The 24,755-nt window shown below is 60.8% G+C and carries 22 protein-coding genes and 1 pseudogene; 12 read left to right on the forward strand and 11 right to left on the reverse strand.

The window, feature by feature from the left end; translation table 11 throughout:
* Nucleotides 1–8: 8 nt before the first annotated feature.
* The 5 genes from PSO31014_RS08700 to PSO31014_RS08720 form a co-directional block, all read right to left on the reverse strand.
* Complete coding sequence (locus PSO31014_RS08700; protein ID WP_150551269.1) at nt 9–1,364, reverse strand: FAD-dependent oxidoreductase; 1,356 nt, start codon at nt 1,362–1,364, stop codon at nt 9–11.
* Nucleotides 1,361–2,440: an acyl-CoA dehydrogenase family protein gene (locus tag PSO31014_RS08705; RefSeq protein WP_246176555.1), complete on the reverse strand. Its 1,080-nt coding sequence runs from the start codon at nt 2,438–2,440 to the stop codon at nt 1,361–1,363. Before PSO31014_RS08705 ends, PSO31014_RS08700 begins: the two co-directional genes overlap by 4 nt.
* 104 nt (nt 2,441–2,544) lie before the next feature.
* On the reverse strand, nt 2,545–3,084 hold the full coding sequence (locus PSO31014_RS08710) for an OsmC family protein (protein ID WP_150551271.1): 540 nt from the start codon (nt 3,082–3,084) through the stop codon (nt 2,545–2,547).
* A gap of 217 nt (nt 3,085–3,301) precedes the next feature.
* A complete protein-coding gene (locus PSO31014_RS08715; RefSeq protein ID WP_150551272.1) occupies nt 3,302–4,885 on the reverse strand; it encodes a sigma-54 interaction domain-containing protein in 1,584 nt (527 codons plus the stop codon).
* A gap of 218 nt (nt 4,886–5,103) precedes the next feature.
* Nucleotides 5,104–6,492 (reverse strand): NAD-dependent succinate-semialdehyde dehydrogenase, encoded by a 1,389-nt coding sequence (locus tag PSO31014_RS08720; RefSeq protein ID WP_150551273.1) that lies wholly within the window; start codon nt 6,490–6,492, stop codon nt 5,104–5,106.
* A 267-nt stretch (nt 6,493–6,759) separates the two neighbouring features.
* On the opposite strand from PSO31014_RS08720, the gene PSO31014_RS08725 reads away from it, so the two are divergent.
* The 6 genes and pseudogenes from PSO31014_RS08725 to PSO31014_RS08750 all read left to right on the forward strand — a co-directional run bounded on the left by PSO31014_RS08725 (nt 6,760) and on the right by PSO31014_RS08750 (nt 12,599).
* Complete coding sequence (locus tag PSO31014_RS08725) at nt 6,760–7,710, forward strand: AraC family transcriptional regulator (protein WP_150551520.1); 951 nt, start codon at nt 6,760–6,762, stop codon at nt 7,708–7,710.
* A 27-nt stretch (nt 7,711–7,737) separates the two neighbouring features.
* A complete protein-coding gene (locus PSO31014_RS08730) occupies nt 7,738–8,622 on the forward strand; it encodes a LysR substrate-binding domain-containing protein (protein ID WP_150551274.1) in 885 nt (294 codons plus the stop codon).
* A 152-nt stretch (nt 8,623–8,774) separates the two neighbouring features.
* Nucleotides 8,775–9,998: a CaiB/BaiF CoA transferase family protein gene (locus tag PSO31014_RS08735; RefSeq protein ID WP_150551275.1), complete on the forward strand. Its 1,224-nt coding sequence runs from the start codon at nt 8,775–8,777 to the stop codon at nt 9,996–9,998.
* A 231-nt stretch (nt 9,999–10,229) separates the two neighbouring features.
* A pseudogene (locus PSO31014_RS22920) lies at nt 10,230–10,350 on the forward strand (enoyl-CoA hydratase); the annotation flags it as partial.
* A gap of 44 nt (nt 10,351–10,394) precedes the next feature.
* A complete protein-coding gene (locus tag PSO31014_RS08745; RefSeq protein WP_150551276.1) occupies nt 10,395–11,186 on the forward strand; it encodes an enoyl-CoA hydratase-related protein in 792 nt (263 codons plus the stop codon).
* A gap of 60 nt (nt 11,187–11,246) precedes the next feature.
* The gene (locus PSO31014_RS08750) at nt 11,247–12,599 is read left to right on the forward strand and encodes an MFS transporter (RefSeq protein WP_150551277.1); all 1,353 of its coding nucleotides are present in this window, start codon (nt 11,247–11,249) and stop codon (nt 12,597–12,599) included.
* Nucleotides 12,600–12,876: 277 nt separating this feature from the next.
* On the opposite strand, the gene PSO31014_RS08755 is transcribed toward PSO31014_RS08750, so the two are convergent.
* Complete coding sequence (locus PSO31014_RS08755) at nt 12,877–13,608, reverse strand: ABC transporter substrate-binding protein (protein WP_150551278.1); 732 nt, start codon at nt 13,606–13,608, stop codon at nt 12,877–12,879.
* 184 nt (nt 13,609–13,792) lie between these two features.
* Nucleotides 13,793–14,542: a GntR family transcriptional regulator gene (locus PSO31014_RS08760; RefSeq protein ID WP_246176556.1), complete on the reverse strand. Its 750-nt coding sequence runs from the start codon at nt 14,540–14,542 to the stop codon at nt 13,793–13,795.
* Nucleotides 14,543–14,688: 146 nt separating this feature from the next.
* Here PSO31014_RS08760 and PSO31014_RS08765 point away from each other — a divergent pair, with 146 nt between their 5' ends.
* The 4 genes from PSO31014_RS08765 to PSO31014_RS08780 all read left to right on the forward strand — a co-directional run bounded on the left by PSO31014_RS08765 (nt 14,689) and on the right by PSO31014_RS08780 (nt 19,004).
* A complete protein-coding gene (locus tag PSO31014_RS08765; RefSeq protein WP_150551280.1) occupies nt 14,689–15,987 on the forward strand; it encodes an MFS transporter in 1,299 nt (432 codons plus the stop codon).
* A gap of 73 nt (nt 15,988–16,060) precedes the next feature.
* Nucleotides 16,061–16,795, forward strand: a complete 735-nt coding sequence (locus tag PSO31014_RS08770) for a maleate cis-trans isomerase family protein (RefSeq protein WP_150551281.1) — start codon at nt 16,061–16,063, stop codon at nt 16,793–16,795.
* A 4-nt stretch (nt 16,796–16,799) separates the two neighbouring features.
* The gene (gene hydA / locus PSO31014_RS08775; RefSeq protein ID WP_150551282.1) at nt 16,800–18,215 is read left to right on the forward strand and encodes a dihydropyrimidinase; all 1,416 of its coding nucleotides are present in this window, start codon (nt 16,800–16,802) and stop codon (nt 18,213–18,215) included.
* A 30-nt stretch (nt 18,216–18,245) separates the two neighbouring features.
* Complete coding sequence (locus PSO31014_RS08780) at nt 18,246–19,004, forward strand: aspartate/glutamate racemase family protein (protein WP_150551283.1); 759 nt, start codon at nt 18,246–18,248, stop codon at nt 19,002–19,004.
* A 28-nt stretch (nt 19,005–19,032) separates the two neighbouring features.
* On the opposite strand, the gene PSO31014_RS08785 is transcribed toward PSO31014_RS08780, so the two are convergent.
* From PSO31014_RS08785 to PSO31014_RS08800, 4 genes are all read right to left on the reverse strand, one after another.
* Nucleotides 19,033–20,496: a heavy metal sensor histidine kinase gene (locus PSO31014_RS08785; RefSeq protein WP_150551284.1), complete on the reverse strand. Its 1,464-nt coding sequence runs from the start codon at nt 20,494–20,496 to the stop codon at nt 19,033–19,035.
* Nucleotides 20,493–21,170 carry a heavy metal response regulator transcription factor gene (locus tag PSO31014_RS08790; protein WP_150551285.1) on the reverse strand — a complete coding sequence of 226 codons (678 nt, stop codon included), beginning with the start codon at nt 21,168–21,170 and terminating at the stop codon, nt 20,493–20,495. Before PSO31014_RS08790 ends, PSO31014_RS08785 begins: the two co-directional genes overlap by 4 nt.
* Before the next feature lie 257 nt (nt 21,171–21,427).
* Entirely contained in the window at nt 21,428–21,724 is a 297-nt protein-coding gene (locus PSO31014_RS08795) for a DUF4148 domain-containing protein (protein ID WP_150551286.1), read from the reverse strand.
* A gap of 219 nt (nt 21,725–21,943) precedes the next feature.
* A complete protein-coding gene (locus tag PSO31014_RS08800) occupies nt 21,944–22,585 on the reverse strand; it encodes a LysE family translocator (RefSeq protein WP_150551287.1) in 642 nt (213 codons plus the stop codon).
* Between the two features lie 388 nt (nt 22,586–22,973).
* Between PSO31014_RS08800 and ribA the strand changes: the two genes are divergently transcribed.
* Both ribA and PSO31014_RS08810 read left to right on the forward strand, forming a co-directional pair.
* The gene (ribA, locus tag PSO31014_RS08805) at nt 22,974–23,621 is read left to right on the forward strand and encodes a GTP cyclohydrolase II (protein ID WP_150551288.1); all 648 of its coding nucleotides are present in this window, start codon (nt 22,974–22,976) and stop codon (nt 23,619–23,621) included.
* A 534-nt stretch (nt 23,622–24,155) separates the two neighbouring features.
* Nucleotides 24,156–24,512, forward strand: a complete 357-nt coding sequence (locus PSO31014_RS08810; protein WP_150551289.1) for a hypothetical protein — start codon at nt 24,156–24,158, stop codon at nt 24,510–24,512.
* Nucleotides 24,513–24,755: the final 243 nt, after the last annotated feature.

Here is a 24,755-nt window from a genome sequence, read left to right on the forward strand (position 1 = left end):
CAAGGCATTCAAGCGACAAGCCGCTGCTGTGCGAAACCCGCTTCGATGCGGGCAATGACTCGACCATCGAGGCGCTGCTCAATCTGAATCTGACCCGCTCGATCATCGGGAGCACCCCACGTACCATGGGCGCTCGGGACGCCGTGGATAACGATGGGAAATGCCTTCGTTTTCAGGCGAATCAGCGGCGTGCTGTGGACATAACCGGCATGCTCGCGGTTGAGCACGTGATGCGAAAGCGCGCCGGCCTGACGCACGATCGGTTCGATAAATCGGCACGGCACGCCGGCAACGCTGATGCAATCGCCAATCGCGTAAATGTCTTCGATGTTTGTCTGCATCGTGTGCGGATCGATAACGATGCCTCGATCAAACGCAAGCCCGGCCATTTTTGCGAGGCGAGTCTCGGTGACGAGGCCTGTCGCAGCGACGACTTCGTCAACGCAAATTTGCTCGCCGCCTTGCATTTGAATGTTCTTTTGGCCGTTTTTCGCTTTCTCGATCCTCTCGATGCGACGACCCCCCAAGAATCTGACACCTGCATTCTGTAGGCTCGTCAAAAGTCTGTCAGAGACGACCGCTGGAACCAGACTGGCCAACGGGCCGGGGTTCACATCGATCAGCGACACGGCATGACCTGCACGCGCAAAATCCTCCGCGAGTTCGCACCCAATCATCCCGGCACCGACGATCGCAACGGTCTTTTTCGCGCCATCCAGGCGTGCCTGAATCCCCGACCATCCCGCCAAATCATTGACACGCCAACAAAGCGAGGCCGGCATCTGCTCCGGTAGTGCAGGGCGCGCGCCCTGCGCGATCACCAGCTTCGTATAGCGAATTGCGCCTCGCGTGGTACGGACCTGTTTGATGGACGGAGAAATGCCGACGACAAACGTTTCTGTCATCAGACGCACATTGAGGCGCCGCGCTGCATTGACGGCAGACTCCCGAATCAGATCGGCAGGCTTTAGGCTGCGCCCGAGCGCGACGGACAGTTCCGGCTTGAGGTATCGGTCGCCGTTGCATGCGGTCACGAGCGTAATCGGTACAGCGGGGTCGAGCGCACGCAACGCCTCTGCTGCACCCCACCCGGCAATGCCACCGCCCACGACCACGACGCCGAGCTCACGTGACGGCGCAACGACCGCAGCATCGTCCGAGCGTGCAGTGCACTCCAACGGTTGGTAAGGCTCGAAATCCGCCTTGACAACGCCACAGAGCGGACACGCCCAGTCCTCCGGAATGTCCTCAAATCTCGTCCCCGGTTCAAGCCCGCTATCGGGGTCGCCCAATGCCTCGTCGTAAATCAAGCCGCAGGCGCGACAGAGGAATTGCCGCCACGGCAAATTCGTCGGGGTGCTCATTCGGGGATCTCCTCTTTCGACAGGCGAGCCATCTCCCAACGCAGGTGCTTGATGGCAGGCGTTACGATCGCGACGAACTGAGCCTCGCGAATACGGCGTTGCGGCGCGGCGCTCATAAGGTAGCCGCGCGCGCCCTGATGCATAAGCGCAGAATTCGCAGCACGTAGTGCCAGTTGCGCGCCTTGTACGCGTGCGTCCAGTACATGAAGCAGATAGTCTTTGCTGCCGTCGTACGGCGTCTGCGCAAGCTTGGCGACGCGACTCCCCAGTTCGTCGTACTCCGCCTGAAGCTCGGCCGGACCGTCTTCCAGAAATTGGTTGACGTGACCAAGGACTGGCTCGACTTCGCGAATAGAGTCGATACTGCCCTGTGCGATGCCCATGGCCATCCCGGCTTGCAGCAACACAAATACCGCGCGTATCTTCGCAATGAGAGGACGAGCAGGATCTGCGATCATTGCGGCGTCGCCGACAAAGTAGTTGTCGAGGCGCACGCCCCAGGTGCTGGTTCCTTCCATGCCCGAAAATTCCGGGCATTGGCGCAATACGACCTCGGGCGTCAGCTTCAGCAGGAACATAATCTCGTGCGACACCGAGCCATCGTCGCGGAACACGCCTGCCATGGCACCGCAGTAATGTCCCGGCGCGATATGGCTCACCCACGGCAGTGCGCCGCTGACGTGATATCCGCCGGGCACCTTCACTGCGCGTAGCAGCATCTTTTCGATGCCGGCAATGGCTTTCATCGGGTTCGAAAGCGCCGTACCCCCGAAGGTACGCCCCATCGTGTGATCATCGAGCAGTTCGCCAGTCAGCGCAGGATTACCGGATTGCTCCATGTAAAGCCCACAGACGTCGTGTGCCCATGTGAGAAATCCCGTTGACCCACAACGGCGACTCACAGCGCGCATAGCGTCCAGCGCCAGGCCAACCCGACGACCGCCTCGCTCGAGGTGCGCGCCGAATGCGCCTGCGGTGCCGAGCGACCCCAGGATTTCGAGCGGGTAATGACCCTCGTCAATACGATGCGCGGCTTCCGCGAGCGGGCCGTCGGAGATGGCCGTCACGTTTGCCATGACGTGGGAATCGGTCCACGTCGAATCGATCCGGTCGCCAGGAAATTCAACCGCTTTCATGATGCGATACTCCCGTTATTCAGTGTGATGGAGCGTGCTGCGGCTTACTCCGCGAGCGCGATGCTGAACGGGACGGGATTGCGCATGGTGTTTGCAACGGGCGAGAAGTGATTGGCGTGCTTGACGATGTCGTCCAGCGCTTCGCGCGTGGCGTCGCCCTCGATGAGGACCTTCACACGAATTTCCTGGAAGCCCATTTGCGCGGGTTGACGTTCGGCGCCACCAGCACCCCACGCGGCGGTATTGCCGATATCGCCTTCCAGGAAGATTTCGAGACGCGAAAGCTTGACTTGGCGGTAGGTCGCCACCGCCGTAATGCCGACGCTCAGGCAACCGCCCAGCGCCGAGAGCGCGATCTCGCCAGGCGCAGGCACCGTGTTTTCACCAAAAAGATGGACCGGCTCGTCCACGACGACCGGGTTGTGGGTGCCCACATAGCTCCACGAGCGGAACTGCCCCTGCATGACCGTATGGACCTTGTTGCTGCCCTTGCGCTCGGGATTTTCACGGCCGGCGGCGGCAAACTTCAGAAGGCCTTCGCGGTCGATGGGGCGCAGGTAGGTGGTGACGGTTTCGGTACTCAAGGTAATTCTCCTGGTGACAGACGTGGCGTATGAGCCGGATGAAACGATCTGCGAGATCGCACATCCATCAATGCAAAGACCGTGCCAGGGGAAATAAAAATCTATAAGGTGCTGTATTTATTGCATTTTTTATGACAGACCGCGTTATAAGCCGAATCGGTACCCAATCGCAATTTGTTTACAATGTCGACAATTTGTCGAACATTGTCAGTCGCATCTAGCCGCAAATTTTCTGCCAGCGATACGAGAACTGACGAGTCGTCAACCCGAGGAGTTGCGCTGCTCGCGACTTGTTGCCGCCAGCCGAGCGCAACGCCTGACGCAGTTCATCTGCCGAATGTGAGTCGTTCGCCATGTACTGACGCACCCCTTCCGGAATTTGAACCCTCTGCGGCAGGGTCGAACCGGGAGTCTCAAGCAGTGGCGCCGGTTCCGCCGCGGGTAGAAACCGTTCAACATCTTCCGAATGGAGTATTGCCCTGTCGGCGAGCAGCACGACGCGTTCGATAAAATTTGAAAGTTCGCGGATATTGCCAGGCCATTGATGATCCTCGAGCCTTGCGAGCGCATCAGGCGCAAGATTGACGTTGCGCTGGTTCGCCTGGTTTGTACGGCTGAGAAAATGCAATGCCAAAGCGCGAATGTCACCTTTGCGCTCGGCTAAAGATGGCAGACGAATAGGAATAACGTTGAGTCTGTAGTAGAGATCCTGTCTGAACAGGCTGTTCGCAACATCTGTTTCCAGGCTTCTGTTCGTCGCCGCCACAAGCCTGACGTCGACCTTGATTTCACGCGTCCCACCCAGCCGGGTTATCGTTCCCTCCTGCAATGTACGAAGCAGCTTTCCCTGCAACGTGAGAGGCAGCTCACCAATTTCGTCAAGGAAGATCGTCCCCGACGAGGCCTGTTCGAAAAGCCCCTCTCGCACACCGGTCGCACCCGTAAACGCGCCCCGCTCGTAGCCAAACAATTCGGATTCGAAAAGCGTGTCGGGGATTGCTGCACAGTTCACCTTTATGAACGGCTTATCGCGGCGTTGACCCGACAAGTGCAGTGCTCTGGCGAACAGTTCCTTGCCGGTGCCTGAATCGCCGAGCAGCAAGACACTCGCCGATGCGTCCGAGACTCGCTCCAGCTCCGAAATCGCTTTAAGCAGCGCAGGCGAAGTCCCCACGATTCCGTACTTCGCGCTCTCATGCTCAAGCGCGTGCATCAACATCTCGTTCTGCTCTTCGAGTGCGCGAGTCTTTGCCTTCATCATCGAATCAAGATGAAGAAGGTGGCCGGCCAGCGTCGACAAGATCCGCAAAATAGACACGTCGCTTGATAATGCGCGATTGCGGACACGAATTCGATGGCACGCCAGGACGCCGACGCTTCGATCCTCGATTCGGATGGGGAGCGCGATAAACGACACGGGCCCCGGCGGAAGGCGGTCTCGTGTAACCGCCCGCGCAAGAAAGACATCGTCTCGATCGATGTCCTGCACGATCGTCAACTGGCCATGGCGCAGTACATGCCCCGTAATGCCTTCACCGACCTTGTAGCGCCCCCGTTCGATTTCGTCCGGCTTGAGGCCATACGCATATTGGATCCTGCAACTGTCTGTCGCAGCATCGTCCAGAAGCACAATGCGCCCACGGTTCAGCCCGAGGAGCTCGGACATCAGATGGAGCATTTCACGAAGAATGACGTCCGGCGATAGCCCTTTGCCTACGAGGCTCATTATTTGTTGGAGAAGGAGCATCTCCTGCTCTCTCCAGAATGCCGGCGAATCGCTTTCACTATGCTGGGAATTCATCTAGCCACCCGTGGGATAACAGATCCCATCATAAGATCAACCCGGGCATGAAACATATTCGTGGGGCGAATTCGCCAGCGATGTATGCGCACCCATTGTCTTCTTCCAATGCCTAGCTCATCGTCTGATCCTCGAAAATGATGTGAGCGGGTTCTCACTGGGTCAATACATGAACTACCTCCAGGTAGTTCATGTATTTGTCCGCACCCCCAATCGACCTATTGGGCAGCCTCCGCCAACCCAGCCATCAGCACATACTTCACATGAACATACTCTTCGATGCCGTAATAGCCTCCCTCCCGACCATAGCCCGACTGCTTGACCCCGCCAAACGGAACGGAAGCCGTACCCACCGAGCCTGAGTTCAGGATCACCATGCCTGCCTCGATGTCGCGCGAGAGGCGAAATGCCCGCCCGAGATCGCGGGTAAATGCGTAAGCGACCAGACCGTATTCGGTGGCGTTCGCACGCGCAATCACCTCCTTCTCGGAGGCGAATGTGTAAACCGGGAATACCGGGCCGAAGAGTTCCGTCGAGCAGATATCCATGTCGTCGGCGACGTTCGTGAGGATGGTCGGCGCATAAAAGAGACCACCGTTGTCGTGTCGCCGCCCGCCGAGCAACGTTTTCGCACCGCTCTTTTGCGCCTGCTCGACGAGCCGCGACACCTTGTCGAGTGCCGCCAGATTGATCAGCGGCCCCACTACGAAGTCGGGCTGTAATCCCTGGTCGACACGGATTCGCTCGACGGCTTCCTTCAGGCGCTGCACAAAGCGATCGTGAATGCCGGCCTGCACGTAGATGCGGTTCGGCGAGATGCAGACCTGTCCCGAGTTGCGCAGTTTTGCCGCAACGAGCCCTGAAATTGCCTGTTCGATGTCTGCATCATCGAACACGATGAACGGCGCGTTGCCACCGAGTTCCATCGTCAGCTTTTTCAGCGTATCTGCGCTTTTCCGTGCGAGCAGTTGGCCGATTTTCGTCGACCCAGTGAACGAAATCTTCCGGATGCGCGAGTCGCTGGTCATCATGCCGCCGATGGACGCAGGGTCGCCCGTCACCATTTCAAAAACACCCTCGGGAATGCCGGCGCGCCTTGCGTATTCAAGCAACTTATAGGCGGTCAGCGGCGTCTCCTCGGCAGGCTTGATGATGATCGTGCAACCGGCCGCGAGTGCGGTAGCGACCTTGCGTGCAATCATCATGAACGGAAAATTCCAAGGTGTGATCGACGCTACCGGGCCGATCGGCTCCTTGGTGACCAGCACTGCAGCGTCGGCGGCGTGCGATGGAATCGTATCGCCATACACGCGCCTGGCCTCTTCCGCATACCATTCGATAAAGCCCAGACCATAGTCGATTTCGCCGAGCGCTTCGGTCAGGCACTTTCCGTTCTCACGCGAGATCAGTTCGGCAAAGTCCTGCCTGTCTTGCCTGACCAGCTCGAACCATTTGCGCAGCAAGTCGCTGCGCTGCCTGGCCAGCGTCCGGGACCATTGAGGGAAAGCGGCGCAGGTGCGATCGATCGCCTCACGCACCTCCCGCTCAGTATGATGCTTGACGTGACCCACCACGCTGTCGTCCGCGGGATTCCTGACTTCGATCATGAAATATCCTTGAGTCCATGTTGGAAGGGTGATTGTCGTGAGCGGGAAATACGCCCGAAGCAGGCGAAGTGCGCGACGCGCGTCGACCGAAGACGCGCCCTCGGCACGACCGCACGCGACAACCTGGGGAAATGTTATGAGCGCGGGACAAGGCGGAAAACGCGCATTCGTCTGTGATTCTTGCCTGATCCTATGAGTGACTGGTGCTTTTGCCGACTGGATGCGAAACTGCGCTCGTCGACCGCTAAGGTTTGTTTTGTCTCCGCCATGGAATCCTCATCGAAACGTCAGGGGCGCGTGCGCCAACAGATGATCGAGTTGTTGCTCGAGCTCGCACCCAATGAGGGCTATAACCTTTCACCGCTGCCCGATATACGCTTCCTGCGTTCGAATCGGTCGTTGACCAGAACGCCAGTGCTCTATGAGCCGGGCATCGTGATCGTGTGCCAGGGGCGCAAGCGCGGCTTCTGGGGCGATCAGGTCTATCTTTACGATGCTCAGCGCTATCTGGTGGTCTCGGTGCCGTTGCCGTTTTCGATGGAGACCGACGCGAGCGAAGCCGAGCCGTTACTGGCGATCTATTTGCGGCTGGATTTCGGCATTGCCGCCGATTTGCTGCTACAGCTCGAGGAGCACGAAGCGCTGACGCCGACGCCACCTCGCGGCATGGCAACGACCACGCTCGATATACCGCTGGGGCAGAGCGTATTGCGCTTTTTGCAGGCCATGTTGAATCCTCTTGAGGCCCAGATCCTCGGGCCGGCGCTGGTGCGGGAAATCTATTTCCGGGTTTTCTTGGGCGAGCAGGGCGGCTCAATGCGCGCCGCTTTGAGTCGCCAAGGCAATTTCGGCCGCATTTCCCGCGCGATCCGCAAGATTCATACAAATTTTGCGCAACCGTTGACGGTGGAAGAACTCGCCGCCGAAGCGCGCATGAGCGTGCCGACTTTCCATGTGCACTTCAAGGCGGTGACCGACACCTCGCCCCTGCAGTACATCAAGTCCACGCGCTTGCATCAGGCGCGGCTCCTGATGGCGCGGCTCGGCACGACCGCGGCGGCGGCGAGTAGCCAGGTCGGTTATGAAAGTCCGTCTCAATTCAGTCGCGAGTTCAAGCGGCTGTTCGGCGGCAGCCCATTACAGGAAATCGCGCGCATGAAGCGCAATTTCGCGCTGCCCGACGAAGGTGCGCCATCGATTTTTGTATCGTCGCACTAACCCATACTCTCTGGACAACCTTCGAACATGGCCCGCCGCGACTCGCTTCCGCCACTCAATCCCACGCGCGCCTTCGAGGCGACCGGGCGTCTGCTCAGCATTTCGAAGGCGGCCGACGAGTTGGCCGTCACCCCAGCGGCGGTGAGCCGGCAGGTCAGGAGACTCGAGGATTTTCTGAAGGCGCCGCTGTTCGAACGGGTGCGCGGCGGTCTCGTGTTGACCGCGGTGGGCGCGCGTTATCTGTCGGAGTTGATGCCGCTTTTCGCCACGCTGCGCGAAGCGACGGAGGCGATCGTGTCAGGCAGCCAGAGCGACAATGTGCTGCGCATCCGCTCGCCGGCCACGTTCGCGGTGCGCTGGCTGATTCCGCGGCTGGCCAGCTTTCACCGGCTAAATCAAAACATCGATGTGCAATTGACCACGTCGTCGGCGCCACTGAACTTCGCGCTGGAAGACATTGACGCGGGCATTCAACTGGGCGATGGCGACTGGCCCGGCATGAACACGCAGCGCCTGATTCCCAACGAACTGGTGCCGGTGGCTGCGCCCATGCTCACCTTGAGAAAGCCGAGGCAGCTCGAAGGTCAAACACTGCTGCATTCGCTCGCTCGCGCCGACGACTGGGGGCTGTGGCTGGCCGCCGCGGGCGTGTCGAGAATCAACGCGCAGCGCGGCATGCGTTATGAGACATCGCTGCTGGCATACCAGGCGGCGATCGAGGGGCACGGCGTGGCGATCGCACAGAAGGCGCTGGTCGAGAAGGATTTGGCCGACGGCACGCTGGTCATCCCGTTTGGGCCGACACTCGATCGCGGCGCGTACACCTACTATTTCGCATGGCCCTCGGGCAAGCGGCAGACAGCGGCGTTGCGCGCGCTTCGCGAATGGCTTGCCACGGTGGTGCACAGCTAGCGCTGATGGCGGGGCGCATGACTTTACAAAAAGTCAAAAGGTACGGTCGATAAAGTCGTTTGTCCACGCGGATTGCGCTCTCTATCCTGTTCTCAATGGCTGCAAATCGGTGACACGAATGTCATTTGCAGCGCAGAACCGGATAGGAAAAAATGATAAGAGACAGTCTTCGAGGCGTACGCGTGCTGGATTTTTCGCACGTACTGGCCGGGCCGGTTTGTTCCATGATGCTGGCCGATCTCGGTGCGGACGTGGTCAAGATCGAGCCGCCGTTCGGTGAGCTGGGGCGCAAGATCGGGCCGCCATGGATCAACGGCGAGAGCGTCGCCAATCTCAGTGTCAATCGCAACAAGCGCAGTCTGGCGATTGATCTGAAAACCGAGGCTGGCCAGCGAACGATAAGGGAGATGGTTCGACAGGCCGATGTGATTGTCGAGAACTTCCGGCCCGGCGTCATGGCAACGTGGGGTCTGGATTATGCGTCGCTTGAAGCGACTCACGGCAAGCTCGTTTACTGCTCGATCTCCGCGTTTGGACAAACTGGCGCTGCGCGCAGTCGCCCCGCCGTGGACGGCATCATTCAGGCCGCCAGCGGGCTGATGAGCACGCTCGGTGAGCCGGGCTCAGCGCCGTTAAAGGTACCGGTTCCGGTGGCGGACATGGTGGGCGGCTATATGGCCACCATCGCCGTGCTCGCGGCGCTGCACGAGGTCCATGGCGGTGGCGCCGGCCAGTACCTGGACATCAGCTTGTTCACAGCCGCCATTGCGCTGCAACAGGTCGGCTTCACGTCGTTTCTCGCCTCCGATACCAACCCGGAAAAGGTCGGCAGTGCCGCGCCTTATGCGTCTCCCAACGAAGCCTTCCAAACCCGTGACGGCTGGCTGATGATTGCCGCTTATCACCCGCAAAGATGGGTGTCGCTTTGCGAGGCGGTTGACTTGCCGCATCTCGAGTCGGACCCACGTTTTGTCACCAACACGGATCGCGTGCGCAATCGGGCTGCCCTGCGCCGCGCGCTGGGGGAATGCTTTGCGACCCGCACCACATCCGAATGGCTCGAGCTGTTGGCCGCTCGCGACATTCTGTGCGCTCCGGTTTCGACGTACAGCGAGGTGGTGGATTCTCGCGAGTATCGCGAAAGCGGAATCGATTCGAGCGTCGATCATCCGATTGCCGGCAAGGTGCGGCTGCCTGGCTTTGTCTTCGGCAAAAGCGACGATACGCGTGCCGCGGACGTTGCCGCGCCATTAGTCGGGCAGCACTCAATTGAGGTTCTCGCGGAGTACGGTGTTACCCAGGAGGAGATCACCAGGCTGATCAGCCGGGGCGTGATCCAGACCGCCGCTGCGCAAGATGCGCCGGTCTCTCTGTAGGAGGTGGGTGTGACGTGCGCTCCCGTACTTATCGAGAAGCATCGACGGGTCACGTTGCTCAGGCTGGCATCTGACAATCCATGTAATCCGCTCACTGACGCGCTTGGTCGGATCGATGCCGACGACCCAGTGCATGCAACTTTCATCACTGGCTCAGACAAGACATTTGCAGCGGGCGCTGACATTGCGGCGATGTCGGCGCTGACATATGCCGATCCGTTGAGTCGTCGCCTGGGCGACGGTTTGTTATTCGAGCGACGGCTTTTTTCATGCTGGCTTCGCGTTGCACGATCAGAAGGAAGGCATGGCGGCGTTCTTGCAGAAGCGAGCGCCGGAATTTCTCAATAAGTGAGTATCTGTATGAATCGCTACGCAATGAACACCAGACAGGATGTCATGACGACCGACGACGCTCAAAGCGAAGGATTGGTTTTGACCCGCGTCGTCAACGGCGTGATGACAATCACGCTGAATGAGCCGAAAACCGGTAACGCGCTCGATGTGGCGATGACCGAAGCGCTGGCAGACGCCCTGGAGCGGGCGAGCGGGCTCTCGAATGTGCACTGCGTGTTGCTCCGGTCCTCGGGCAAGCATTTCTGCACAGGTGGCAACGTGAAAGATATGGAGGCTGGCGCCGATCTGATGCAAGGCTCTGTCGAGGCGGTCAGGGAGCGCCTCGCGGGTAGCCTGCATCGCATTCCCCGCGCGTTGCATGCGCTGCCGGTGCCATCCATCGCCGCCGTCAATGGTGCCGCAGTGGGCGCGGGATTCGATGTCGCATTGATGTGCGATTTGCGCATTGCCGCGGAAAATGCCCGTTTCTCGGAAAGCTTTCTGCGGCTCGGTTTGGTCTCTGGCATCGGCGGGGCCTGGTTCCTCACTCGGATTGTCGGGGTCGCCAAGACAATGGAGTTGACGCTGACCAGCGAATTCATCGATGCGTTCCAAGCGCTTGATGCCGGCATCGTCTCGCGAGTCGTGGCCGACGACGCATTGGACGCGGAGGCGGAGCGACTGGCTGAAACAATCGCCAGCAGCCCTCCACACGCTTTGCGAATGGCCAAGCAACTGGTTCGCCAATCGGCGGAAACATCGTTGCCGGCAGCCTTGGAGATGGCCGCATCGATGCAGGCCATTCTTCTTTGCGGTGAAGAGCACAAGGCCGCGGTTCGCCGGTTTCTCAAGTGAAGCGTCGGCAGACGACGTGCGCTATGTAATACAAATAAAAATCAATGGAAGGAGACAGTCATGAACACGCATCATCGCCAACCGGCGGCGCTACGGCAAATGTTGAAGATCATCACAACCTCGAGCTTGGGAACGATGCTCGAGTACTACGACTTCTTCGTGTATGTCGCGCTGACGGGCACACTGACGCAATTGTTTCTGCCGTCGCAGGACAGAACCGTCGCTGCGCTCGCGGGCGTCGCGACTTTTGGCATTGCTTACCTCGCGCGACCCATCGGCACGATTATCTTTAGCCCTATGGCGGATCGTATCGGGCGCAAAAAGACCTTTGTCATCACACTTGTGTTGATGGGTGTCGCGACTGTCGGCATCGGTTGTTTGCCGACTTATGGCGCAGTCGGGGTGGCCGCACCCGTCGCGTTGCTGGTGCTGCGCATTACGCAAGGCATTGCGCTCGGTGGGGAGTATGGCTCAGCTGTGGTCTATGTGGTCGAATACGCACCGCAGGACAAGCGCGGCATGTTCACGAGCGTCTTGCAGAGCACGGCCGGGGTCGGCCTGTTGCTCGCCCTGGCGATAGTGTCTGCATTGCGACTGACGCTTGACGCCCACGCATTCGCCACTTGGGGCTGGCGCGTGCCTTTCCTGGTCTCCGCACCGATCGTCGCGATTGCAACGATGATTCGATTGGGCATGAAGGAGACGCCGGTGTTCGTGGAAATGCAGGCAAGCGGGCGTTTGTCGAAAGCGCCCCTGTCCGACACGGTGACCAGCAAATCCTCATGGAAAGCCATTCTGGTTGCGATTTTCGGTGCCCAAGGGGGCACTTCGGTATCGTTGTACACGTCGATTGTCTACATGCTGTACTTTCTGCAGAACGTGCTCAAGGTGGAGCCGACTCACGCCAGTCTTTGCGTGGCGGTCGGCATCATCATCGCGACGCCGATGTTCCCGGTGTTTGGCCGCTTATCCGATCGAATCGGGCGGGCACGGGTGATGTTCATCGGCATACTGCTATGGATGGCCAGCGCATATCCGACCTTTGCTGGGATCCGCACGGGTGTGCTCAACGAGGCCTGGGGTGTGGTCGCGGCACTTATTACGGTACTCGCCGTGTTGACCGCCATGATCATGGCGCCGCTACCCGCATTTATCGCCGAGTGCTTTCCGCCTCAGAGTCGGACAACCGGATTCGGACTCGCGCAGCAACTGGGCAACATCCTGTTCGGTGGATTTTTACCGCTCATCAGCTTGTCGCTGGTAGCGCTGACCGGCAACCAACTGGCAGGAGTGGCCTATTCGATTGCGTCACTGGTGCCCTGTCTTGCGGTTACCTATTTCTGGGGATTCAAACGAGATCGCGCCAATCGCCGGCCGGAATTGATGAACGCGCCGGCACCGGCTGGCAAATAATACGTCCGGCAACACTTTGCCCTCACGTGCTGTCGGTGAACACAGCGATAATCCGCAAATTATCGCTGTGGAGCATGAGCGGTCCAGGCATGTCCGTCGGCATTCATGGAGCAACAAATCTGCTGCATGTGGCGACAGTCCATGACGGGCATGATCGGCAAGTGTGAACTTCACACATCGTCGACGCGTGTCCGATTCGGAGAAGGCGCGGCGCCGATGACGAATCGGTCAACTTTCGATCGCCGCCTTTGGCTTCGTGGTGGATGCGTAAGTCGCCTCACGCCGCCGGCGCAACGCTGACCCCCGTCACACCATGACGTTGCATGGCATCCGCCACGAAACCCTCGCGTTTCATGTCTTCCACGAACGTCGTCAGAAATGCCACAGCCGCCTCGCCGCGCGTGATCGGCATACCCATCGCTTGCTGAATGACCATGAAACGCTCGTCGAGCAGCCGATAGCCCGTCAGCGCGGCCACGTCGTGTTCGAGCTGTTGCTTTACGCCAGCGGCCACTTCACAGCCGGTCTCGATGAACGTCTTGACCACCGTCGGCGACGTGGGCGAGCGCACGATGTCCGCGCGCTTGAGTTCGCGCGTCAGGAACAGGTCATACGCGCTGCCTTTGCCGACGACAACGCGCATGCCCGCCTGATCGACATCGGCGTTGGTCTTCACCGGCGAGGCGTCGCGCACCAGGTAAAAGCCTTCGATGAGCAAGTACGGTGCCGTGAAACCGATCGTCGCGGCGCGGCGCGGATCGATGGCGAAAAAGCCCACGTCGGCCTGCTCGTTCGTCACCGTCTCCACCGATTTGCCGGCGGCATCGACCACGACAAGCGCGAGCTCGACGCCCAACCGCTTTGCCAATTCACCCGCCAAATCGACCGAAATGCCAATGGGCCGGGACTGCCCATCAAGCCCCGCCAGAATCGGATTGCCAAGGTTGATGCAGGCGCGCAGCACGCCAGTCGGCGCAAACGCAGCAAGGAGGGTCGAATCGAGCGTCATGGTCGGGATCGGGAGGTCTGGGGTTCGAGAATATCGGCAATCTTGCCGATGGCGTCGACGGTGTGGCGCAGAGGGGCGCTCGGTACAACGGTACCGGCCGTAAGATTGACTCACGCCAACGCTCAGGCCATCAAGACGCGCCTTCTCACCAGTGTCGCGGCTGCCGATGCGAGGGCATGACGCCTCAGCTTGCCCCGATCTCGCGCCCGCGACGGTGGGTCTCGCCGAGTCGAATGGCCTCGGCGACTACGCTCAGCACTTCGGTTCCGGTGTTCTCCGAGTGCGCCTTGAGCACCTCGCCCAAGTGCGGCCGCCCGGCTTCGCGCAGGGCCGCCATGATCCGGTCGTGCTCTTCGTGCGATTCCTGCCAACGCGAAAGATCCGCGTTCGCGGCGCCGCGTGCGCGATGCACCTTGCTCATCAACGTGGCATAGAGCGACGAGAGGACCGGGTTGCCCGCGCCATCCACGATCATCTGGTGGATCTGCTGATTGATGCGGAAGTACTCCGTCCGAAGCCCTTTGCCATGCGCGTCGAGCATCTGCTCGTGCTTCCGCTCGATCGCTGCCAGCGCGCTTTCGGTCAATCGCCGAGACGCCAGTTCGCCCGCCATGCGCTCCAGGCCGTGGAGGATCTCGAACGTCGCGCGAAGCTCGTCGAGATCGAGTGGCGCGACCCGGTAGCCGATGTATTGCCGATGCAGCACCAGTCCTTCTGACACCAGCGTCTTCAGCGCTTCGCGCAGCGGCGTCTTCGAGACGTCGAACATTTCGCAAAGCGCCTTCTCGTCAATGCGCTCGCCCGGTGGCAGCTCGCCTTCTTCGATCATGACGCGCAAGCGCGCCGTAATCTCGGCCGCCATGCCTAGCGTGCGGAGTTTGAGGGACTTCTGGAGGGGGAGGGTCACGGTCTCGAGCGTGTTTATCAGTGTCATAAACATCCTACCATATAGGGAAATCCCTAGAATAGATTTCAATAAAATCAATTATTTACCGATATTGTAATTACAGATTACAGATTCTATACTCACTCTCAAGTCGCGACGAAAGCTATGTAAGTCATCTACTCTGGAGATTCACCATGCAGTCGACAGGCAGGGTTGCCGCTATGGCAGGCACGAAGAGCGCTGTGCGCTGGAAGATTTTTTTCTTGATGCTGTGTCTGATCTCGATCAACTACATCGATCGGGCGTCTTTGTCGGTGGCCATGCCGCTGATCTCGAAGGAGTTCGACCTTACGCCCACGATGGAAGGGTTGATCCTGAGCGGATTCTTCTGGACCTATGCCGTCATGCAGATTCCGGGCGGCATGCTGGCCGACAAATACAAGCCGCGCATCGTGATCGCGCTGGCCACGGTCTTCTGGGGCATCTTCCAGGCGGCCGCCGCCGTGTGCACGAATGCCACGTCCCTGCTGTTCACGCGCTTCGGACTGGGCGCTGCGGAAGCGCCGATCTATCCGGCAGGCGGCAAGTTGAATGCCATCTGGATGACGCAGTATGAACGCGGCCGCGGCGCCACGTTGCTCGACGGCGGCGCGCCGCTGGGCGCCGCCCTCGGTGCCATCATCATCACCTGGCTCATCACGATGCTTGGCTCATGGCGTCTGGCGTTCGTCGTCGCGGGCGTTGGCACCGTGCTCGCCGGCTACGTCGCCTGGCGCTACATTCGCAACACCCCGCGCGAACACCCGGGCGTGAACGACGAAGAGGCGACCTACATCGAGGAAGCGCAAGCAAACGAGCACCGCGCCGAACCGGCCAACCTCTCCGGTCGTTCGCTCGATTTCTTCAAATACCGTTCCGTGTGGTGCATGGCGCTGGGCTGGATGTGCTTCAACACGGTCTTCTACGGGCTGCTGACCTGGATGCCGAACTACCTCCATAAGGTTCACGGGTTCGACATCAAGCAGATGGGCGGCGCCAGCTTCATCATCTTCTTCTGCGGCTTTATCGGCGAGCTGTTCGGCGGCTGGGTCGGCGACAAGTGGAAGGCGGCAGGCGGCGCACCCAACAAGGTCATGCGCACGCTCTTCGGCATTGCCGCCGTGATCGCGACCGCCTCGATCTTCTCCGTGGCGTATGTGAAGAGCGATGTCATCACCGTGGTGCTGCTGTCCTCGACGCTCTTCTTCCTGCGCTGGTGTGGCCTGTACTGGTGCATTCCGTCCATTCTCGGCACGCGCAACAAGGTCGGGTTCCTTGGTGGGGTCATGAATCTCGGCGGCAACATCGGGGGCATCAGTGTGCCGCTGATCGTCGGCGTGATCGTGCAGACCACCGGTTCGTATTTCCTCGCGCTGATGTTCTTCGCGGCCGCCGGTGTCGGGCTGTTCATCTGCTCGACGCTGATCGACTACGAACGCAAGCTTCCGGTTTGATTTTTCAGACACACGTTTTCCCCTTGATCGGCACGCCGCCCAGGCGGCCGGTCATCGCATTTTTGGTAAGACCATGACGACCCAAAAACGTAAACTGCTTGGCATGCTCACGCCGTCTTCCAACACCGCGCTGGAACCGATTACCAGCGCGATGGTGGCTGACCTCGATCATGTCTCTGTCCATTTCTCCCGCTTTCGCGTCACGCAGATTTCTCTCGGCGAGAACGCGCTCGGCCAATTCGACCTGGAAAAGATTCTCGACGCGGCGCAGCTCCTCGCCGACGCCGAAGTCGATGTCATCGCTTGGAACGGCACTTCCGCCGGGTGGCTGGGCTTCGAGACCGACGAAGCGCTGTGCCGACAGATCACCGAGACGACCGGGATTCCCGCCACCACGTCCGTGCTGGCGCTCAACGAGATCCTCGCGCGCACGGGCGTGACAGAGCTCGGTCTCGTGACCCCGTATCTGGAAGACGTGCAGCAACGCATCGTCGCGAACTATGCGCGTCGAGGCATTCGTTGCACGGCAGAGCGCCATCTGGGGCTGAGCAAGAACTTCGAGTTCTCCGAGGTCAGCGCGCAGACGCTGGAGGCACTCGTCAACGAGGTGGCCCAAGCGCGCCCGCAAGCCATCACCACGTTCTGCACCAACCTGCACGCCGCGCCGCTCGCCCGCGCGCTGGAAGCCAAGACCGGCATTCCCGTGTACGACACCATCTCGACGGTGCTCTGGAAGTCGCTGCGGCTCGCCGGCGTCGACACGCGCGCCCTGAGCGGCTGGGGTCAACTGTTCCAGCAAGGAGAGTAAGACGATGAGCGACACCTTCGATCTGGTCATTCGACATGCCGACGTGGTCACGGCCGCCGATCGTTTCACGTGCGACATCGGCGTGCGCGACGGCGTGATCGCCGCGCTGGGCCGGAACCTGGCCAGTGGTGCGCGTGAGCTCGACGCCTCGGGATTGCTCGCGCTGCCTGGCGGTGTCGACGGCCACTGCCATCTCGACCAGCCGATGCCGGACGGCCTGCGCATGGCCGATGACTTCTTCACCGGTACGCGCGCCGCCGTGTGCGGCGGCACGACGACGGTGATCCCGTTTGCCGCGCAAGAGAAGGGCGGTTCGTTGCGCGCGGCCGTCGACGACTATCACCGCCGCGCCGAAGGGCGCGCGGTGGTGGACTACGGATTCCATCTGATCGTTGCGGATCCGACCGAGAAGGTGCTCCGCGAAGAACTGCCGCAATTGATTCGCGAAGGGTACACGTCGTTCAAGATCTATATGACCTACGACGATCTGAAGCTCTCGGACCGCGAGATTCTGGAAGTGCTGTCGGTGGCGCGCGAACACGGCGCGCTGGTGATGGTGCATGCGGAGAATTCGGATTGCATCGCATGGCTGACGGACAAGCTCGTCGGGCAGGGTCGCATTGCGCCGAAGTTTCATGGCCTCGCGCGGCCCGCCGCCGTCGAGCGCGAAGCGACGCACCGGGCGATCACGTTCGCTGAACTGGTGGACGTGCCGATTCTCATCGTCCACGTCTCGGGCAAAGAGGCGATCGGTCAGATTCGTTGGGCACAGGGCCGGGGCATGCAGATTCTGGCCGAGACATGTCCGCAGTATCTGTATTTGAGCGCCGAGGATATGAATCATCCGGGCGATGACGGTTACGCGGGCGCCAAATGCGTTTGCAGCCCGCCGCCGCGCGATGCCGACAATCAGGAGGCCGTGTGGAAGGCGTTGAAGCAAGGCGTGTTCTCGGTGTTCTCGTCGGATCACGCGCCGTTCAACTATGAAGATCCGCAAGGCAAGAAGCCCGGCGGCAAACCGCAGTCGTTCGAGCATATCCCCAACGGCATTCCCGGCATTGAGACGCGCCTGCCCTTGCTGTTCGATGGCGTGCATCGCGGACGCCTGTCGATTCATCAGTTCGTGGAACTGACGTCGTACCGTCCGGCGCGGCTTTACGGTCTGTATCCGCGCAAGGGCACCATCGCGGTGGGGGCGGACGCCGACATCGTGCTGTGGGACCCGGAGATGCGCACGACGATTCGCAACACCCAACTGCATCATGCCGTCGACTACACGCCGTACGAGGGGCGCGAGGTCGTTGGTTGGCCGGTGCACTGCTTCTCGCGTGGCGAACAACTCGTCGCCAGTGGGCAATATCTGGCGCCGGCCGCCGGGCGAGGGCGCTTTCTGCCGGCAGACGCGCCGTCCCTGGTGTGACGCAAGACAACGACAGTGGCAGGAGATTTCATGCGATTACTTGTGGTAAATCCCAATATCTCGACGAGCGTGACGGCGCTGATCGAAGCTGAAGCCCGTCGCGCCGCATCGCCGCAAACGACGCTCGCCTTCGCGACGGCGTCGTTTGGCGTTGCCTACATCGAGACGCGTTTCGAAGCGCTCGTCGGCGGCTACGCCACGGCGTGTGCCGCTGCGGAACAGGCGGGCACGTTCGATGGTCTCGTGGTGGCGGCGTTCGGCGACCCGGGGTTGGGCGGGATCAAGGAGCTATTCGACGTGCCGGTGGTCGGCATGACCGAAGCGGCGTTGGCGAGCGCGTGCCTGCTCGGCGCACGCTTTTCGATCATTGCCATCTCGCACCGGATTCAAGCCTGGTATCGGGAGTGTGTCGAAGCGAACGGGCTGACGTCGCGGCTCGCCAGCATTCGCAGCCTGACGTCGCCATTGCGCGATATTGCGACCGTGCAGGAGGACCACGCGGAGCGCCTCATCGAACTGAGTCGGCAAGCCGTGGAGGAAGACGGCGCCGACGTGATCGTCGTGGCGGGCGCGCCGCTGGCAGGACTGGCGCGGACATTGCGCGATCGCATTCCGGTGCCGGTCGTCGATGGCGTTTCCAGCGCGGTGCGGCATTGTGAGTCGCTGGTGGCCTTGCAACCGGGCGTGGCGCGCCTGGGCAGTTTTCAGCGCCCGCCCGCGAAGCCGCACGCGGGGCTGCCGCTCGCCGTGAGTCGGATGCTTGAAGCGCCCGGGGCCCGGGACGTTTGACACCGGAGTTGGCCCGGCAAAAACACCGTCAACGTTGGGGCCACGACAGGCAGAACGTCGTTCGGCCGTTACGGCTCGCCACTGTGATGCTTCCGTCGTGAAGCCCCATGATCGTTCGCACAATGGCGAGCCCCAACCCGGCCGAAGCGCCACCGGTGCCGACGCCCGACGATTGCCGTCGTGATTTGTCACCTCGGTAAAAGCGGTCGAAAATTCGTTCGATATCTTCATTGTCGATCGCGACGCCGGGGTTGGACACGGATACGTCGACTCGGCCTGCCTTGACCTCGGTGGAAATTTCAATCGTGCCGACATGGGTATGCCGGATCGCATTGGCGAGCAGATTCCCCACGGCTCTGCGGAACAATTCCAAATCGGCTTTCAGCATCGTATCAGCGCGGCCTGATACGTGAATCGCCGACCCGTCCTCGTCTGCCAACCCTTCAAAATAGCCGGCTATGTTCCCGAGTTCGTCGGCAACATTGAACACTTGCATATGGGTAATGAATTGGGGGTGTTCCGCTCGCGCGAGAAACAGAACATTCTCGATCATCCGAGACAGGCGGTCGCACTCCTCGAGATTCGACGCCAGCAAACTTTCATATTCGTCTACGCTACGCGGTCGACGAAGGGCGACCTCTGTCGCCCCTTTGATATTGCCAATGGGCGTTCGCATGTCATGGGCGAGGTCCGCCGTGAACTGGAACAGTCGCTGAAACCCTTCCTCCAGGCGCGCCAGCATTCGATTGAGCGACATTGCCAACGCGCTGAGTTCCGTTGGCGATTGCACGACCTGCAGGCGGGCATCGAGACGGGTCGCAGTAATGTCGGTGGCGTCAGCGGTCATTTGACGTAGCGGCCGAAGGGCAAATTGAATCAACAGATAGGTGGCAAGCATCGTGACCAGGCTGCCGACGATGCCAGCCATGGTGAGCTGATCCCGGTATTTGTCCAGCAACCGGAGCGGGGCCCTGACATCGCGAACCACGATCCCGTTCAAACGGGTCCCGTCGCGAAGCCGAACGTCAAATGCAACGCTCCTGACAGGGATTTTCTGATCCGTTGTCCACGCGACGACATCCGACGAGGCGATCTTGGCGTTGTCGGACACCCGCGCCTGCTGCAACGGTATGGTGGCGGGGTCGAGCCGGAGGCCTTTGTCCGGTGCGGAATCCAGGTCGTCAATGACCTGATTCGGGCCATAGGAGAGGAGTCGATCGCCTTTCGGGTCGAACAGCACGAGGGACAACGCGCGATCGCCCAGCACGGCACTCACCAAGCGGGGCGTGTGCGACTTCACATCGTCCTTGGTGTCGAGTTCGGACGCCAGACGTCGCACGTGACGGCTGGCCAGTACGACATCCGAGTCGAGGTCTGTCTTGACCTGACGGTCCAGCGCTACATATAGGTAGCACCCCACGAGGACAAAGACGGCAAGTAGCGTGACGCCGAACGACAGCGCCAGCGTTGCGGCAAGGGAGCGACGAATCATGATTCGTCCCGGACCTCGAGCACATACCCTACGCCACGCACGGTATGTATCAGCTTTAGCGCTTGGTCATCGTCGATTTTCGACCGTAGCCGGCGGATGGCAACTTCGACGACGTTGGTATCGCTGTCGAAGTTCATGTCCCAGACATACGAGGCGATTTGCGTCCGCGTGAGCACTTCCCCTTGCCGTCCTGCCAGCAGTTGCAACAAGGCAAACTCCCGCGGCGTGAGTTCGATCCGATGGCCGGCCCGTTTGACACGCCGGCGCAGCAGGTCGATGTCCAGATCCCCGACGCGCAGCGTTTCCGAGTCGCGCGGAGGACCACGCCGGGCGAGTGTACGGACTCTGGCCAGCAGTTCAACGAAGGCGAAAGGTTTGACGAGGTAGTCGTCGCCGCCGGCCTCGAGGCCGCGAACCCGATCGTGAACGTCGTCCAGCGCCGTAAGAAACAACACTGGCGTCTCCTTGGTCGCGCGAAGGCGCTTGACCACTGCCCATCCGTCCATGACGGGAAGCATGACGTCCAGAATGATGACGTCGTACTCCTCTTCCTGTGCAAGCAGCAGCCCCTGCGCGCCGTCGGTTGCCAAATCCAACGAGATGCCGGATTCCTCGAATCCCTTTTTCAGGTAGGCGCCGGTCTTCGGTTCATCTTCAATCAACAGAACGCGCATGCTTTGTCGCCTCGGAATAGGCGCGTCGCGCCGCGTTGGCCGACGCTACGCTTGCCCATGATAGCCGAACGCGGAACGCGTCCTGAACGCCAAATCGGCGATAGTCCGCTCCGGGCATTGTGTCGGCGCGTTGTCACGTGCGAGCGGCTTCGCGGCGGCTGACCTGTTGACGAGCCTTGCGGCACGGCGGACGAGCCACGGTGCAAATTCCATTACCGCCGGTCACCGTTCGCCGTGCGCATCAACTCGCGACACGATCACGAGCCAACGTACATCGCCGCCGTGTCGCTCGTGCTTTGCTGGCTCAGGACTTGCGGTGCCGCGCCAAGGCTCGACGTGCTCGCGGTTTGGGGTTGCGATTGCAGCCTGGCTTCTGCCGCCTGAATGTTGTCCGGATAGTGAGCGTTGCTTGCGGAGGGAACATAGCCAGCCTTCTCCATCTGAACGAGCTCATGCTGAACGCTCGCACGCGTCGTTTCCGATGCCTGCGCAAAAGACAGGGCGGGGATGGCGAACGCGCAAGCGACGATGACGGACTTTACGATCGATTTCATGATGTTTTGCCTCAACGGTTTTGATGTGAGTGCCAACGCGAACCTTTCGCGCCGGCAGGTCCCGCCGTGACGTTGGCGTCTCAGCGTTGAAGGCATTTTGCGGGTCGAGGGCTGACCCGATCGTTACTGGGAGATTACAAAATTGAAATGTGTCTGCGGGCGCGGGCAGGAAGCAGGGCGGTGGGGCGGGTGAGGTCCCGGAACGCGTGGGAAGCGGCGTTACCGCGTTGAACCGTTCGACGTTGCCAGCGCCGCGACGCCAAGGCCGATGTACAGCAGACCGGTCACGTATTTCCCGGCCCCTGGCTTTGCGCGCCGGTGGGTGAGCGCCTTGCCGATGGTGCGGGCGAGTGCCGCGTAAGTGATGTCGCTCAACGCACCGACGCACACCAGCAATACGCCGAGCGTCGCGATTTGCAGCGGCACATGGCCAGACTCGGGGTTCACGAATTGCGGCAGGAAGGCGGCGATGAAGAGCCCCGTCTTCGGATTGAACAGATTGACGAGAAAGCCTTTCTTGATCGATGTGCCGAGCATGCGTGCTGGCGGCAGCGGCGCGGTGCCGAGCGCCGCGGGTCGGCTGCGCATCGCCTTGACGCCGAGAAAGATGAGATAGGCCGCGCCGAACGACTTGATCGCGCCGAACAGCAGTGGCGAGGCCAGTAGCAGGGCGGTCAGTCCGCCAGCCGCGAGGGCAACGTGGACAAGCGTGGCCAGCATTACGCCGAAGCACGACGCCAACCCGAAACGAAATCCCTGGCTGGCGCTCGCCGTCGCGATGTAGATCGTATTCGGTCCCGGAATCGCGACGAGTACGGCGACGGTGACCAGAAAGTAGGGAAGCACGGTGATATCGATCATGGGGCAGAGGAAGCGGCGCTATCGTTGACGCAACCGAAGGCGCAGAAGCATTGGCCGGTGTCGCAGACATGACGGTGCGCCCGGGCATCGTAACATCGTGACGGCTGGCGCAATGGGGGGCACGATGGTCTCGTTGGCGTCCTTGCCCGGTCGGCGCGGTGCGACACGGTGCCGTAGCTTACCCAGTGCGCGACGTGCCGCAGCGCTTAATACGTTAGATCGACGTTGACTGGACGCTGGCCGGGTGTCAGTCGATGATCGGGCGGCGTGAAACGGTGTGTTGCATGCCTCTGCCGGCCGAAATTCGGAAATGGCGTTACACTTCTAGCGCACGCCCCGCCATCCGGTGGCGGGCGACTCCCCAATTTCGGCCTGTTTGAACGTCAACATGAAGTCCCCTGGTACTGCCTCTGCCACGCCCGCATGCGACGCTGGCGAATGCGTCGAGCTTGTCGCAACGGCGACCCTGCCGACCCGATACGGCACCTTCACCTCTCACGCGTTTCGCGTCAAGGGCAGCGACAACGAGCACCTCGCGCTGGTCATGGGCAATGTCGGCGGCGATGCGCCTACGCTCGTGCGTCTGCACTCCGAATGCCTGACGGGGGACGTCTTCGGTTCCTATCGCTGCGATTGCGGAGAGCAACTCGATGCGGGGATGCGCAAGATTGCCGAGGAAGGGCGCGGCGTGATGCTGTACCTGCGGGGCCACGAAGGGCGGGGTATTGGCCTGAGCAACAAGATTCGCGCGTATTTGCTGCAGGAACAGGGCCGCGATACCGTCGAGGCCAATCTCGATTTGGGATTACCCGACGACGCCAGAGAATACGACTCGGCAGCCGCGATTCTGCGCATTCTGGGCGTGCGTTCGGTGCGCCTCATGAGCAACAATCCGAAGAAGTTCGACACGCTCGCGAAGCACGGCATCCCGGTGTGCGAGCGCGTGACGCTCGACATCCCGATGCGCGAAGAGAACGAACGCTATATCCGCACCAAGCAGGTCAAGTTCGGGCATTACTTCGAAGAGAACGAGTAAGGACGTGTCGCGCAGCGGCGCGACGGGCTTCTCGATTGACAGGAACATCCTGCCGGCGAGGAGGGCATTCGCCATACGGTTGGCCGAACCGTCCGACGTTTGGCGGACCCATCGCGCGGTTCGCTTCGACGGAAGCGCCGAGCGATATGGGCAAGTTCCTATCTGATGTGCGATGCAGCAATTTGTGCTTGACGCTGCAATTTGGCAGCAGTTACCATCCGCCCTGTCTTCCACTTAAGGGGTTTGTCCGTGAATTCCGATGCCAGTAGTAGTCGACCTTTGATCGACTGATTGCCTGAGGATCCACAGCCATTCCCTGTGCCGCGTCCTCATGCAGGATGCGGTGTCTAGCGCCACCGAACGCTCGCCTCGAGCGTGACCGCTCCGGCGCAATTCCCGCAAAAATTTCACTGTCGTGCCCGTGAGGGGCGTTGTCGTCTTGCGCATGCGTTTGACATCGCAACGGCGCGCCCGCACTGGCCGGCCGTCCGTGCCGTGCGCGGTAGGGACGATTCGCAGCCATGCGAGGAAATCATGCGCGCTATTCAAACGTTGCAAACTTTTCAGGCTTTCCAGAGCCCGCCGACGCTCCCCACCCCGGTGTCGCGTCTGACCATCGTCTGCCTGGCCGATGCCCTTGGGGCATTGCGCAAGCAGATGTTCATCGATCTCACGGCGCTTGGCCTGCGTGCCACGCGGGTCAGCATCACCCGCTGGAGCGATCGCGACGAGGCCTCGGCCACCGTCACGCTCGACTGTCCGGCCGCCTCGCGCGCGTCGCTCACGTCGCTCGTCATGCGCCTGTCCGGCGAGCGCAGCGTACGCCGCGTGTTCTGGTCCGACGATGCCACCCGACACGCGAGCGCTGGCGCAAGGTCTACACACGGTTGATTCCGTAGCCTCTATCGCAACCGTGTTTCCTGCCAGACAGCGCGCCGGTGCCTGCCGGTGTGCCGAATATGAAAATGTAAGGAGTCCAATATGGAAGATGGAAGTAGCCGAATGAGGCCCGTCGGAACCCTGTGCTTAGCGCGTAGGTTTCCGACGGGCGATCCCCAAATCTTTTCACCATCACCGACCGCGCGCCGCGCGGCGCGGCTGGGTACGTTCGCGCGTTTTTTTCGGAGACATGAC

It is taken from the genome of Pandoraea soli (genome assembly GCF_902459595.1).
Classification (GTDB): Bacteria; Pseudomonadota; Gammaproteobacteria; order Burkholderiales; family Burkholderiaceae; genus Pandoraea; species Pandoraea cepalis.